Source organism: Actinosynnema pretiosum, assembly GCF_002354875.1.
GTDB lineage: Bacteria > Actinomycetota > Actinomycetes > Mycobacteriales > Pseudonocardiaceae > Actinosynnema > Actinosynnema auranticum.
Genome location: NZ_CP023445.1, coordinates 2,712,720 through 2,726,917, shown reverse-complemented (window position 1 = coordinate 2,726,917; position 14,198 = coordinate 2,712,720). Strand labels below are relative to the sequence as shown.

At 73.4% G+C, this 14,198-nt stretch carries 5 protein-coding genes; 2 read left to right on the top strand and 3 right to left on the bottom strand.

Annotated features, from left to right (window positions below):
* Positions 1-76: 76 nt before the first annotated feature.
* Positions 77-1,738: a GMC oxidoreductase gene (locus CNX65_RS12320; RefSeq protein ID WP_096492912.1), complete on the top strand. Its 1,662-nt coding sequence runs from the start codon at positions 77-79 to the stop codon at positions 1,736-1,738.
* Between the two features lie 17 nt (positions 1,739-1,755).
* Here the strand turns inward: CNX65_RS12320 and CNX65_RS36855 are convergent, their stop codons facing one another.
* Together CNX65_RS36855 and CNX65_RS12310 are read right to left on the bottom strand one after the other, a co-directional pair.
* The gene (locus CNX65_RS36855) at positions 1,756-2,166 is read right to left on the bottom strand and encodes a hypothetical protein (RefSeq protein ID WP_232519800.1); all 411 of its coding nucleotides are present in this window, start codon (positions 2,164-2,166) and stop codon (positions 1,756-1,758) included.
* 81 nt (positions 2,167-2,247) lie between these two features.
* Positions 2,248-3,036, bottom strand: coding sequence for an SDR family NAD(P)-dependent oxidoreductase (locus CNX65_RS12310; protein ID WP_096492911.1), 789 nt, complete (start codon positions 3,034-3,036; stop codon positions 2,248-2,250).
* A gap of 171 nt (positions 3,037-3,207) precedes the next feature.
* On the opposite strand from CNX65_RS12310, the gene CNX65_RS12305 reads away from it, so the two are divergent.
* The gene (locus CNX65_RS12305) at positions 3,208-3,831 is read left to right on the top strand and encodes a TetR/AcrR family transcriptional regulator (RefSeq protein WP_096492910.1); all 624 of its coding nucleotides are present in this window, start codon (positions 3,208-3,210) and stop codon (positions 3,829-3,831) included.
* A 90-nt stretch (positions 3,832-3,921) separates the two neighbouring features.
* Here CNX65_RS12305 and CNX65_RS12300 read toward each other — a convergent pair whose 3' ends face one another.
* Complete coding sequence (locus CNX65_RS12300) at positions 3,922-13,977, bottom strand: SdrD B-like domain-containing protein (protein ID WP_177154397.1); 10,056 nt, start codon at positions 13,975-13,977, stop codon at positions 3,922-3,924.
* Positions 13,978-14,198 lie beyond the last annotated feature (221 nt).

The following is a 14,198-nucleotide window of genomic DNA, read 5'->3' as shown; positions in this document are numbered from 1 at the left end:
CGAGCGGACCGCGCCCCACCGGGGAACCCGGTCGCGCGCGAGGCGCCCCACCCGTCCCCCGGCGAAGGGCAGTCCCGTGACCCGGTCCGTTTCCCGCAGGTCCTTCCTCGCAGGCGCAGGCACGGCGTTGGGCGCGACCGCGCTCGGCGGCGGCGCCCCGGCGTCGGGCAGCCCGGCGTCAGGCAGTCCGACGTCGGGCAGTCCGGCGTCAGGCGGCCCGGCGTCGGGCCGCTCCCCCGCCGAGATCCCCGACGGGGCGCGCGTGCCCGCGCTGGTCGTCGGCTCCGGGTACGGCGGCGCGGTGGCCGCGCTCCGGCTGGCGCAGGCGGGCGTGCCGGTGCACGTGGTCGAGAAGGGCCGGTCGTGGGACGAGCCGGGGTGGGACGGCAAGGTCTTCGCGAACATGCTCAACCCCGATGAGCGCTCGTACTGGCTGCGCACCTGGACCAAGCAGCCGCTCAGCAACTTCCTCGGCCTTCCGGTGGACCGCGCCGTCCCGCGCCGCACCGGCGTCCTGGACGCCGAGGAGTTCGCCGGGATCACCGTCTACCAGGGGCGGGGCGTCGGCGGCGGGTCGCTGGTCAACGGGGGCATGGCGGTGACGCCCCGGCGGGAGCGGTTCGCGGCGGTCCTGCCGGGCGTGGACCCCGAGGAGATGTACTCGACGTACTACCCGCTGGCGAACGCCGAGCTGGGCACGGGGCTGGTCGACCCGGACTGGTGGGAGCAGGCCGAGTGCTACCGGTACGCCAGGGTGGGGCGGGCGCAGGCGCGGCGCTCCGGGTTCCCGTTCGAGCTGGTGCCCGGCGTGTACGACTGGGCGCACCTGGAGCGCGAGGAGGCCGGGACCGCGCCCCGGTCGGCGCTGGCCGCCGAGGTGATCTACGGCAACAACCACGGGAAGCTGTCGCTGCCCAGGACGTACCTGGCGCGGGCGCTGGCCACCGGGCGGGTGACGATCTCGGCGCTGCACGAGGTGACGAGCGTGCGGGCGGTCGGCGGCGGGTACGAGGCGCTGCTCGACGTGCTGGACGCGAGCGGGCGGGTGACCTCCACCAAGCGGGTGGAAGCGGAGCGGGTGTTCTTCGCGGCCGGGAGCGTGGGGACGAGCAAGCTGCTGACCCGGTTGCGGGACACCGGGGCGCTGCCCGCGCTGAGCCCGGAGGTCGGGCTGGGGTGGGGGGAGAACGGGAACGTGATGGTGGGGCGGGCGAACAAGGCGTCCGACCCGACCGGGGCGCTCCAGTCGTGCATCCCCACGGGCGGGATCGACAACTGGGCGGCGGGCGGGGCGTTCGCCGAGGTCGCCCCGCTGCCGACCGGGGTCGAGACGTTCACGTCGTTCTACCTGGCGATCACGGCCAACCCGAGGCGCGGGCGGTTCACCTGGAACCCGGAGGCGGGGCGGGTCGAGCTGGACTGGCGGCAGGAGTGGAAGCAGCCGTCGGTCGCCATGGCGCGGACGATCTTCGACCGGATCAACTCGGTCGAGGGGACGGTGTACCGGGCGGACCTGTTCGGGGTGGGGAAGGTGTGGGGCGACGGGCTGACGTACCACCCGCTGGGCGGGGTGGTGCTGGGGCGGGCGACGGACGGGCACGGGCGGCTGGCGGGGTACCGGGGGCTGTACGTGGTGGACGGGTCGCTGATTCCGGGGAACACGAGCGTGAACCCGTTCGTGACGATCACGGCGCTGGCGGAGCGGAACCTGGCCCGGATCGTGGCGCGGGACCTGTAGCCGGACCTGCGGCGGGGTCAGGCTCCGGCCGGGTCGTGGGCCCAGGTGCGCAGGGGGTGGAGGCGGACCTCCCAGGGGCCGAGGCAGTCGGCCAGGAGGGTGGCGACCAGACAGCCGCAGGGGCAGGCCAGGTTCGGGCCGTTGCCGCCGTGCGGGCCGCAGCAGCCCTCCAGGTTCCGGCCGTGCCCGCGCTCGCGCAGGGTCGGGACGTCCTCGGGGTGGAGCACGCGGACGCCGGGGGCGGCGCGGGGGAGGCCGGGGGCGCGCGGGTCGTCCGAGTCGGGGACGAGCACCCAGGCGCCGCGCGGGACGGTGGGCGGGGCGTGGTGCGCGCGGTCCCGGTGGTCCGGGTCGGGGGCGGGGAGCTTGGGCAGGCGGGTCAGGTCCGGGGTCAGCTCGGCGCCGCACTTGGCGCAGTGGAAGAGCACACCCGGTTGTAGCCGAGGGCGGGGTGGGCGCGCACGGGGTTTTCCCGCGCGCGCCCGGCCCCGCCCGCCCTCCGGCCGTGCTCAGGCGGACTTGAGGGAGCCCGCGTCGATCGCCCAGTTCTGGCCGACGGCGCTCGGCAGGGTCGGGGACGCGAGCAGCAGGATCGCGCGGGCGATCTCGTCGGGCTCGATGAGGGCGCCGGTGAGCATCCCGTTCTGCGCGGGCATCGCGGCGAGCAGCTCGGCGTGCTCCACGCCGAGGTGGGCGGCGACCCTGGCGATGTAGCCGTCCGGGCCCGCCATGATCGCGGTGCGGGTGCCGCCGGGGGTCACCGCGTTCACCCGCACGCCCCGCGGGGCGAGCTTCTCCGCCAGGCCCCTGGAGAACGCGTTCAGGGCGGCCTTGGCGGCGGAGTAGTGCAGGGGGACGCCCTGGGGCTGGCGGGCGCTGCTGCTGCTGGTGTTGACGATCGCGCCGCGCGCCTCGATCAGCGCGGGGAGGGCGGCGCGGGTGGTGCGGAGCGCGGCGCCGAGGTTGAGCCGGAACGAGTCGAGCCAGGTCGCGTCGTCGCCGTCGAGCAGGTCGGCGAGCGCGCCGTCCGGCAGCTCGCCGCCGCCCGCGTTGTTGACCAGCACGTCCAGTCGCGGGTTCGCGGCGAGCGCGGTCTCGACGGCGTGGCGCGGGCCGTCCGGGGTGGAGAGGTCGGCGGCGACGAACTCGGCCCCGGTGTCCTCGAGCTCGGGGGTGGCGCCGCGGGAGACGGCGACGACCGAGGCGCCCTCGGCGAGGAAGGCCCGGACGGTGGCCAGGCCGATGCCCTTGCTGGCTCCGGTCACCAGGACGCGCTTCCCGGCGAGGTTCAGGTCCATGTTCCGCTCCCGTGGTTGGTGGGTCAGGCTGGTGGGTCAGGTTGGCGAGTCAGTTAGTGGATCATTTCTCCCTTCAACTGAAACACTGCTGTCGCACTTAAGTCAAGAAGTGCGCAGCTTTGCTCTCAGGACGGCGGGAAGTAGGGTTGCGGGACACCGAGGAGGTGGCCGATGAGCGCGGAGGGCGCGCCCAGGCGGGTGCGCGCGGACGCCGAGCGCAGCACCGCCCGCATCCTGGAGGCGGCGCAGTCCGTGCTGACCGACGACCCGAACGCGTCGCTGGAGCGCATCGCGGACGCGGCCGGGCTGGCGCGCGCGACCGTGCACCGGCGGTTCTCCTCGCGCAAGGCGCTGCACGACGCGCTGGTGGCCGACATCGGCGAGCGCTACCGGCAGGCCGTGCTCCAGGCGCGGGTGGCCACCGCTCCCCCGCTGGTCGCGCTGCACCGGCTGGCGCAGGTGGTGTTCGAGCTGAAGGTGAGCCACCGGTTCGCGGTGGAGCTGGCGTCGGACGAGGAGTGCGGGCCGGTGCTGTCGGGCGAGGTGAGGGACGGCATCGACCTGCTGTTCCGCAGGCTGCGGGAGGTCGGGGCGATCACCGCCGAGGACCCGCTGTGGTGCAGGCAGCTGCTGATGGCGGTGCTGCACGCGGTCCACGTGATGCCGCCGGACTCGCCGGTGCTGGGGCGCGGCGGGGCGGGGCTCGAGGGCGAGGCGCTGGCGGGCGCGCGGGCGGACCTGCTGGTCGAGACGGTGACCAGGGCGCTGGGCGGCGCGACCACCACGGCGGGCTGACCCCGAGCGAGAGGCGAGGGGCACGAAGCGGAAAGCGCGCGGCCCCGGTGTCCGCGGTGGACACCGGGGCCGCGCGCTCGGCTCAGGGGGTCACAGGTGCTCCCCCCTCCGACGCCTGCCCACCACCAGCGCGCCGAGACCGGCGACCAGCAGGGCCAGACCGCCCAGGACCATCCCGGCGACCTGCACACCCGTCCACGCCAGCGGCTCCTCCGCGGGCGGGGCCGGGGCCGCCGGGGCGGGCGGCGCCGTGGTCGTGGTGGTCGGCGGGGTGGTCGGCGGGGTGGTCGTGGCGGGCTGGGCGATCTCGACCGCCACCACGGCCACGTCGTTGTCGGTGTTCGACTGCGACACGCCCACCGCCGGGGCGACCTCGGCCACCGCGTTGGTCGACGTCATCGGGGCCGTCGCGGTGCTCACCACGGTCACCGGCGGCAGCGACGCGCCCGGCGGGATCGTGGCGCCGGTGGTGCAGGTGACCACCTGGCCGCTGATCCGGCAGTCCCAGCCGTCGCCCGAGGCCGTGACCGGCTTCAGGCCCTCGGGCAGGGTGATCGTCGTCGTGGCGCCCACGACCGGCACGTTGCCGTCGTTGCGCACCACGTCGGTGAACGTCACCGTGTCGCCCACCTGAGCGGACGGCTTGTCCACGGTCAGCCCGATGGTCAGGTCGACCACCGATCCGATCAGGGCGGCGTCCACGTCGGTCAGCTGGCTGATCCGGCCGCCGGAGATGGCGATGGTCAGCGGGGCCGACGTGGCGGTCGTCTGGTCGAAGTCGGAGTCGAGGGCGCGGTCGGCGCCCTGTCCCGGCCTGGCCAGCGTCGTGCCGGTCGGGGTCAGCACGGTCACCAGGTACTGGCCGGGGGCCAGGTCGGTGAAGCCGTACCGGCCGTTGGCGTCGGTGGTGGTGCGGGTGAGCTCGGCGCCCGAGGAGTCCTTGAGCACCACGACCACCCCGGCGACGCCCTTCTCACCGGCGTCCTGCACGCCGTTGCCGTTGGCGTCGTCCCACACGAAGTCGCCGATCAGGCCGAGCTGCTCGCCGAAGTTCGCCACGCCCGAACCACCGGCGGGCACCGTCACGGTGACCTCGGTGGGCGTGGTCGCCCCGTAGCCGGCGGGCTGCGTGATGACCACGGTGTAGGTGCCCTCGGGCAGCAGGGTGAACTCGTAGGCGCCGTTGGCGTCGGTCGCCGCCAGCTCCAGCTCCTGGCCGGTGGAGTCCTCCAGCGTGATCACGACGTCGGCCAGGCGCGTGGTCTCGGTCGGGTCGATCACCCCGTTGCCGTTGGCGTCGAGGTAGACGACACCGCCGATCGAGACCTCCTCGCCGGGGTTGCCGACCCCGCCGACGTCGCCGATCTCGCCGAACAGGTAGCCCTCGCCGGACTGGCCCGCCGCGAGCTGGATGTTCGCGATGGTGTCCGGCGGCACGAGCGTGCCACCGGCCGAGCCGAGGATCTCCTGGCCGTCGTCGTACCCGGCGGGCGTGGTCTCCACGATCGTGTAGGTGCCCGGCGGGAGGCCCGCGAAGGAGTAGGAGCCGTCGTTGGCGGTGGTGACCAGCAGGTCCACGTCCCCGGCCGCGTCGGTGAGGGTCACCGTCGCGTTCGGGATGCCGACCTCGCCCGCGTCGCGGACGCCGTTGCCGTTGGCGTCGTAGTAGACCGCGCCGGAGATCGAGCCCTGGACCTCGGAGAACACGTAGCCCGAGGCGACCGTGCCGGAGTCGATGACGATGCCGCTGAACACGTCGTTCACCGAGCCGTCACCGCCCGCCGTGCCGACCGCGTCGGGACCGTCGCCGTAGTTCGCGGGCTGGGTCTCGGTCACGGTGTAGGTGCCCGGAGGCAGGTCGGTGAAGGCGTAGCCGCCGCTGGCGTCGGTGACGACCGTGGCGGTGATCGGACCGGTCAGGGTGATGGTCACCCCGGCGATGCCGTTGCCCGCCTGGTCGACGACCCGGCCGGAGATGCCCGCCTGCGCGGTCTCGCCGAACAGGTAGCCGGTGGCGTTCTGGCCGCCGCCGAGCGCGATGCCGGTGATCGAGTCCGGCGGGGTGACCGTGCCGCCCGCGGTGCCCGCGGCGTCGGCGCCGTCGAGGTACCCGCCCGGCTGGGTCTCGGTGACGGTGTAGGAGCCGCCGACCACGCCGGTGAAGGTGTAGCCGCCCGCCGGGTCGGTCAGGACCGTCGTGCTCACCGGCCTGCCGAGGGCGTCGGTCCCGGTCAGGGCGACCTGGACGGAGCCGATGCCGGGCTCGCCGTTGTCGCGGGCCCCGTTGCCGTTGACGTCCTCGTACACCGATCCGGCGATGGAGCCGCGGGTGTCGGTGAAGGTGTAGCCGGTGGCCCTGGTGTCCGAGCCGAGGACGATGCCGTTGATCTGGTCGTTGACGTCGGTGCCGCCACCGGCCGAACCGGCGGTGTCGGGGCCGTCGCCGTACCCGTTCGGCTGGGTCTCGATCACGGTGTAGGCGCCGGGGGCGAGGCCGGTGAACGAGTAGGAGCCGTCGGCTCCGGTCACGGTCGTGGCCGGGGTCGGGCCGGTGAGGGTGACGGTGGCGCCGGGGATGCCGTTGCCCGCCTCGTCGGTGACGCGGCCGGAGAGCGAGGCCGCGACCTGCTCGCCGAACGTGTAGCCGGTGGCGTCGTCGCCCGCCGCGAGGTCGATCGCGGTCAGCGAGTCCGGCGGGGTGACGGTGGCCCCGGCGGTTCCGGGGGCGTCGATCCCGTCGAGGTAGCCGTCCGGCTGGGTCTCGGTGATCGCGTAGGCGCCCGAGAGCAGCCCGGCGAACAGGTAGGACCCGTCGGTCTCGGTGAGCGCGGTGCGGTTGACGCTCGCGCCGGTGTCGTCGGTGCCGGTGAGGGTCACCGTGACGCCGCCGATGCCGTCCTCGCCCGCGTCGCGCAGGCCGTTGCCGTTGGCGTCGACGTACACCGAGCCCGCGAGCGAGCCCGCCCTGTCGGTGAAGTCGTAGCCCGCGCCGACCGTGCCGGAGCCGACCGTGATGCCACCGATGACGTCGCCGGTCGGGGTGCCGCCGGCCGAGCCGACCGTGCCGCCCGCGTCGGCGTACCCGGTGGGCTGGGTCTCGGTGATCGTGTACTGGCCCGGCTGGAGGCCGGTGAACGAGTAGGACCCGTCCGGTCCGGTCGTGGTGGTGGCCGGGGTCGGGCCGTCGAGGGTGATGGTGACGCCCTCGATGCCGTTGCCCGCCTCGTCGACGACCCGGCCGGACAGCGTGCCGCCGATCAGCTCGCCGAACGTGTAGCCGGTGGCGTCGAAGCCGGCGATCAGGTCGATGCCGGTGATCGAGTCCGGCGGGGTGGGGGCGCCACCCGAGGTGCCCGCGGTGTCGATGCCGTCCAGGAACCCGGCGGGCTGCGTCTCGGTGACGGTGTAGTCGCCGGTCAGCAGGCCGGTGAACGAGTAGCCGCCCGCGGTGTCGGTGACCTGGGTGAGGGTGACGCCGCCGTTGACGTCGGCGCCGGTCAGGGTGACGGTGACGCCGCCGATGGCGGGTTCGCCGGGATCGCGGACCCCGTCGCCGTTGTCGTCCTCGAAGACCAGGCCCGCGAGGGACCCGCGCTTCTCGGCGAACACGTAGTCGCTCGGCGCGCTGCCCGAGGTCACCGGGATGTCGACGAACTCGTCGTTGAGGGTGGTGTCACCACCGGCGGTGCCGGGGGTGTCCGGGCCGTCGCCGTACCCGGCAGGCTGGGTCTCGATCACGGTGTAGCGGCCGGGCACCAGGTCGGTGAAGGTCCAGGTCCCGTCCGGTCCGGTCCTGGTGACGGCGGTGGTGCCGGTCGCGCCGGGGCCGCTCAGGCTCAGGAGGACGCCCTCGATGCCGTTGCCCGCGTCGTCCACGACCCGGCCGCTGAGGCTCGACGCCTGGTAGTCGCCGAACAGGTAGCCGGTGGCGTCGACGCCCTCCGCCAGGTCGATCGCGGTGATCGAGTCCGGCGGGGTGAGCGTGCCGCCCGAGGTGCCCGCGGTCTCCTCGCCGTCCAGGTAGTCGGCGGGCTGGGTCTCGGTCACCTGGTAGGCGCCCGAGAGCAGGCCGGGGAACAGGTAGGAGCCGTCGTCGGGGTCGCTGACGGCGCTGGCGGTCACCGGGTTGCCGAGCACGTCCGTGCCGGTCAGGTCGACGGTGACGCCGCCGATGCCGGGCTCGCCGGGGTCGCGGACCCCGTTGCCGTCGGCGTCGACGTACACGGCGCCCGCGAGGGAGCCGCGCTTCTCGGCGAACACGTAGCCGGACGCGGCGGTGGCCGAGTCGATGGTGATGCCGCTGATCTCGTCGTTCAGCGAGTCGTCGCCGCCTGCCGTGCCGACCGCCTCGGGACCGTCGCCGTAGCCGACCGGCTGGGTCTCCTCGACCGCGTAGGCGCCGGGCAGCAGGTCCGTGAAGGCGTAGGAGCCGTCGGGACCGGTCGTGGTGGTGGCGCTGGTCGGGCCGGTCAGGGTGATGGTGACGCCGGGGATGCCGTCGCCCAGCTCGTCCACGACCCGGCCGGAGATCCCGGCCGCGACGGACTCGCCGAACAGGTAGCCGACGGCGTCGGCGTCGACCGGCAGGGTGATCGCGGTGATCGAGTCCGGCGGCGTGACCGCGCCGCCCTCACTGCCCGCGGTCTCCGCGCCGTCCAGGTAGCCTGCGGGCTGGGTCTCGGTCACCTCGTACGCGCCCGAGAGCAGGCCGGTGAACGAGTAGTCGCCCGAGGCGTTCGTGGTGGCGGTGCGGTCGACGCTCGCGCCCGCGGCGTCTGTGCCGGTCAGGGTGACCAGCACGCCCTCGATGCCGGGCTCGCCCGGATCGCGGGAGCCGTTGCCGTTGACGTCGGTGTACACCGCGCCCGAGAGCGAGCCGCGGGTGTCGGTGAAGTCGTAGCCGGTGGCGGCGGTGCCCGAGTCGACGGTGATGCCGCCGATGGTGTTGGGGTCGGTGCTGGCGCCACCCGCCGCGCCGACCGCGCCCGAGCCGTCGCCGTACCCGGCGGGCTGGGACTCGGTGAGCACGTAGGTGCCGGGCAGCAGGTCCGTGAAGGCGTAGGAGCCGTCGGGACCGGTGGTCGTGGTCTGGGTGGCGCCGGACCCGTTGGGCCCGGTCAGGGTGACGGTGACGCCTGCGATGCCGTTGCCCGCGTCGTCGACGACCCGGCCGGAGATGCCCGCTTGGACGGTCTCGCCGAACAGGTAGGCGGTGGCGGCGGTGCCGACCGGCAGGGTGATGGCGTCGATCGTGTCCGGCGGGACGAGCGTGCCGCCCGCCGTGCCGACCGCGTTGATGCCGTCCAGGTAGCCTGCGGGCTGGGTCTCGTCGATCCGGTAGGTGCCCGAGAGCAGGCCGGTGAACGAGTAGTCGCCGTTGGCGGCGGTGGTGGTCGTGCGGTTGACCGCGGCGCCGCGCGCGTCGATGCCGAAGAGGGTCACCAGCACGCCGCCGATGCCTGCGTCACCGGCGTCGCGGACGCCGTCGCCGTTGCGGTCGTCGTAGACCGAACCGGCCAGGGAGCTGCGCGTCTCGGCGAAGACGTAGCCGGACGCGGTGGAGCCGGAGGTCACCGGGATGCCGGTGACCGTGTCGTTCGGCGAGTTCGTGCCCCCGGCGGCGCCGACCGCGTCGGGGCCGTCGCCGTAGCCGACCGGCTGGGTCTCGGTGATCGTGTAGCTGCCGGGGACCAGGCCGGTGAAGGCGTAGGAGCCGTCGGGGCCGGTGGTGGTCGTGGCGGTGGGACCGCCCGCGCCGGGACCGGTCAGGGTGACGGTGACGCCGGGGATGCCCGCGCCCGCGTCGTCGACGACCCGGCCGGTGATGCCGGACGGGCTGCTCTCGCCGAACAGGTAGCCGGTGGCGGCGTTGCCCGCGGGCAGGTCGATCGCGGTGATCGCGTCCGGCGGGGTGGCCGTGCCGCCCGCCGTGCCCGGCGTGTCCGCGCCGTCCAGGTAGCCGGCGGGCTGGGTCTCGTCGACCCGGTAGTCGCCGGAGAGCAGGCCGGTGAACGAGTAGGAGCCGTCGGCGGCGGTCGTGGTGGTGCGGTTGACCGCGTTGCCCGCGTCGTCGGTGCCGCTCAGGGCGACGGTGACGCCCGCGATGCCGGTCTCGCCCGCGTCGCGGGCGCCGTTGCCGTTGGCGTCGACGTACACCGCCCCCGCGAGGGAGCTGCGGGTCTCGGCGAAGTCGTAGCCGGTGGCGGCGGCCCCGGAGACCAGTCGGATGTTGTTGATGACGTCGCTGGTGACGACGGTGCCGCCCGCCGAGCCGACGGTGTCCGGGCCGTCGCCGTAGCCGGTGGGCTGGACCTCGACCAGGGTGTACGTGCCGGGCGGCAGCTCGGGGAACAGGTAGCTGCCGGTGGCGTCGGTGGACGTGGTGAGGTTGGCCGGGCCGAACAGGTTGATCGTGACGTTCGGGATGCCCGCTCCCGCGTCGTCGACCACCCGCCCGGCTATGCCCGCGATCACCGTGTCGCCGAACAGGTAGCCGGTGGCGGCGACGCCCGGCGGCAGCGAGATCTGGGAGATCGAGTCGGGCGGGCTGACCCGGCCGCCCGCCGTGCCCACCGCGTCGCGGCCGTCGATGTAGCCTGCCGGGGCGGTCTCGGTGAGCGTGTAGGTGCCCGCGATGAGGCAGCAGAAGGAGTAGCTGCCGTCCTGGGCGGTGGTCTCGGTGCGGTTGACCTGGGCGCCGAAGGCGTCGTTGCCGGTCAGCGTGACGGTCACGCCGTCGATGCCGGTCTCGCCCGGATCTTGGGCGCCGTTGTTGTTGTCGTCGCGGTAGACCACGCCCGCGAGCGAGCTGAACACCTCGGCGAAGTCGTAGCCGGTGGCGGCCGTGTTCGAGCCGATCACGATGCCGCTGATGACGTCGTTGGCGGAGTTGACGCCGCCCGCCGAGCCGACGGTGTCCGGGCCGTCGCCGTAGCCGGTGGGCTGGGTCTCGGTGACCGTGTAGGTGCCGGGCGGCAGGTTCAGCACCGCGTAGGCGCCGGACGCGTCGGTGCGCGCGGTGGCCGAGAAGCCGTCGGTGTTGGTGACGGTGATCGTGGTGTTCGGGATGCCCGCGCCGAGGTTGTCGACGACGCGGCCCGCGATCGAGGCGGCGATGGTCTCGCCGAACAGGTAGCCGGTGGCGTCGAAGCCCGCGGGCAGGTCGATCGCGGAGATGGTGTCCGGCGGGGTGAGGAAGCCGCCCGCGTCACCGGCGGTCTCCCGCCCGTCGAGGTAGCCTGCGGGCTGGGTCTCGGTGATCGAGTACCGGCCGCCGGGGATGTCGTCGAACAGGTAGTCGCCGCTGAAGTTGGTGCGGGTGGTGACGGTGACCGGCCTGCCCGCGGCGCTGGTGCCGTTCAGGGTCACGACGACGCCGCGGATGCCGGGCTCGCCCGCGTCGCGGGCGCCGTTGCCGTTGCGGTCCTCGTAGACGTCGCCGCCGATGGACGACGGGAACTCCTGGAAGACGTAGCCGCCGCCCACCTGGCCGGAGCGCAGGACGATGCCGCTGAACACGTCGTTGTCGGAGTTCGTGCCGCCCGCGTCGCCGACCGTCTCGGGGCCGTCCGCGTAACCGGCGGGCTGGAACTCCACGACGCTGTAGGCGCCGGGGCGCAGGCCGTCGAACAGCCAGACGCCGTTTTCGGCGGTGGTGGTCTCCTTGGAGCCGTCCGGTCCGGTGAGGACGACGCGCACGTTCGGGATCGGGTCGTCGTGCTCGTCGACGACCGAGCCGTTGAGCGAGGCGAGCAGGTAGTCGGCGAAGTTGTAGCCCGTGGCGGCGGTGCGCGAGGGCAGGGCGATGTCGGCGATGTCGCTGGCGGTGGGTGTGCCGCCGACCGTGCCCGGTGTGGACTGGCCGTCCTGGTAGGTGCTCGGGTGCTCCTCCTCGAGGTTGTACGTGCCCTGGCGCAGCCGGTCGAACCGGTAGGTGCCGTCCGCGGCGCTCAGGGTCGTGACGCGGACCGGGTTGCCCGCCGAGTCGACGCCGGTGAGCGTGAGGGTGACGCCGCCGATGCCCGGCTCGCCGGGCTCCAGGACGCCGTTGACGTTGAGGTCGTTGTAGACGGTGCCCGCGAGGCTGGAGGTGGCCAGCTCGGCGAAGTCGTTGCCGGTGCTGGAGCCGTTCTGCGGCAGGGTGACGGTGAACCGGTCGTTGCCCGCGCTCGTCGCGAAGGTGCCGGGGGTGTCCTTGCCGTCGTCGTAGTCGGCGGGCTGGGTCTCGGCGACGGTGTAGGTGCCCGCCGGGACGCCCGCGAACGAGTAGGAGCCGTCCGAGGTGGTCGTGGTGGTCTGGTTGACCGCCGTGCCGGTGCCGCTGGTGCCGGACAGGGTGATGGTGACGCCCTGGATGCCGGTGGCGCCGTTCTCCGGCTCGAAGAGGCCGTCGTCGTCGCGGTCGTTGAACACGCGGCCGGAGATCGAGCCGGGCGTGGTGGTGACGACGGTGGCGGTGTCGCTCACGGTCTTGCCCGCCGGGTCGGTGCCGGTCGCGGTGGCGGTGTTGGAGTCACCGGCCAGCGGCGCGGTCGTGGTGCAGGTGTAGGTGAAGCGCGCGCCCGCGGCGAGGGCCTGGTTGGGGCGGGCGCAGGCCGGGACCTTGGGGTCCGCGACGTTCACGCTGGTCAGCGGGGCGTCACCGGTGTTGGCGACGGTGATCGTGAAGGTGATCGTCTCGCCCGCCGCGTAGACGGCCTTGTCGGCGGTCTTGGTGATGTCGATGGCGGGGTGGATGACGGTGAACGGCTCGGAGGCGCTGCTCTCGACCACGCCGCCGAAGTCGTCGCCGCCGGAGGCGTAGGCGATGTTCGTGCCGCTGGTGTCGGGCGCGGGTCCGGTGCAGGTGTAGGTGACCGGCGCGTTCGGGAGCAGGGTGCCGATGGCGCGGTTGCAGTCCGCGAAGGACGGGTCGGTGACCGTCACGTTGACCGCGCGGCTGGCGCCGGGTGAGACCACGCTGATGGTGAACGGGATCTGCTCGCCGGGGCGGTAGGGGCCGCCGCTCACGTCCTTGGTGATGTAGATGGCCGGGACCGGCACGGAGAACACCAGGTTCTGCGCCAGGTAGGTGTCACCGGCGGTGGTGAAGGACAGCTGCGCCGAGGTGTCGCCGACCGCGATGTTGCTGGTCTGGATGACCTTGGCGTCGACGCTCATGTTGTTGGCGACGTTGGGGCTCACCGCGTTCTGGGCGTTGGACACCCAGAAGTTGTTGGTGTTCGACGGGTCCAGCAGCGCCGGTTCCGCGTTCCCGTTGACCACGAACCGGTCGCCGGAGATGTTGAAGTCGCCCTCGTAGCCGGTCAGGCCGATGCGCACCGGGGTGGCGGCGACGCGGAAGCCGGTGACCGGGATGGTCGTGGCCGGGTCCGTCGAGGACTGCCGCACGTGGCCGTCGTAGAGGAAGATCTCCCGCTTGGACGGGGCGTAGGTGCTGTTGGGGGCGTCGTACTGGTAGACGAGCACCAGCGACCAGCCCGAGTAGCAGCCGAAGCCCTGCGGGGTCCAGACGTTGCCCAGGGTGATGGTGTTGGCCGTGCCCGACGGCAGGTTCTGGAAGCGGGAGGTGACGTCCGCGTAGGCCGAGTAGAACTGCGGCTGGCTGGAGGGCACGTTGGCCAGGGCGTCGCGGGTGATCACCTGCGGGGCGACGTTGACCGGGGCGCCGTTGCCGATGGTGAGCACGGTGGAGGTCGACTCGGGGGTGCCCGAGGGGACGACGGCGGTGCCCGCCGTGGACTGGAACTGGCGGGTGTTGCAGCCGGGCGCGGTGGAGACGGCGCCGGTGCTGAGCTTGATCGAGCCGGTGTCGCCGGACCAGTTCAGGCGGGCGTAGGCCACGCGCGAGCCGGGCGGGATGGTGACGCTGCCCCTGGAGGAGTTGAACGTCGCGGCGTTGCTGTCGACGTCCGCCCACTGCATGTAGTACGAGTCGTTGTTGTTCGCCGAGGCGGTGAGGGTGCGGGCCTGCGCGCCCGCGCAGTTCGCCTTGGCCTCGCCGAACGGGTCGGTGGGGGCGTTCGCGTCCGGGCAGACGGAGTTGCCGTTGCCCGCCTCGACGAAGTCGCCGTAGACCTCTTCGTTGTAGTTCAGGGTGAAGGCGCGCTCGACCGCGGCCTCGGCGGTCAGGGGAGCGAGTCCCACGCTCACCCCCGCGGCTATGAGGAACGACGTCGCCGCTGCCAGCAATCGCCGGCCGGGTGCGAGCACGGACATCAGACGGCCCCCTTTGAAGGCGTGACCATGCGGATACGGACAGCAATATCCGGGGGTTTGACCACCGCCGCTGGGCCCGGTCGGCAACTCCACCTGTTCGAGTGGGCGGGCCCGGTGTAGGGGGCGCTCGCCCGATGAGGCGGTTTGGC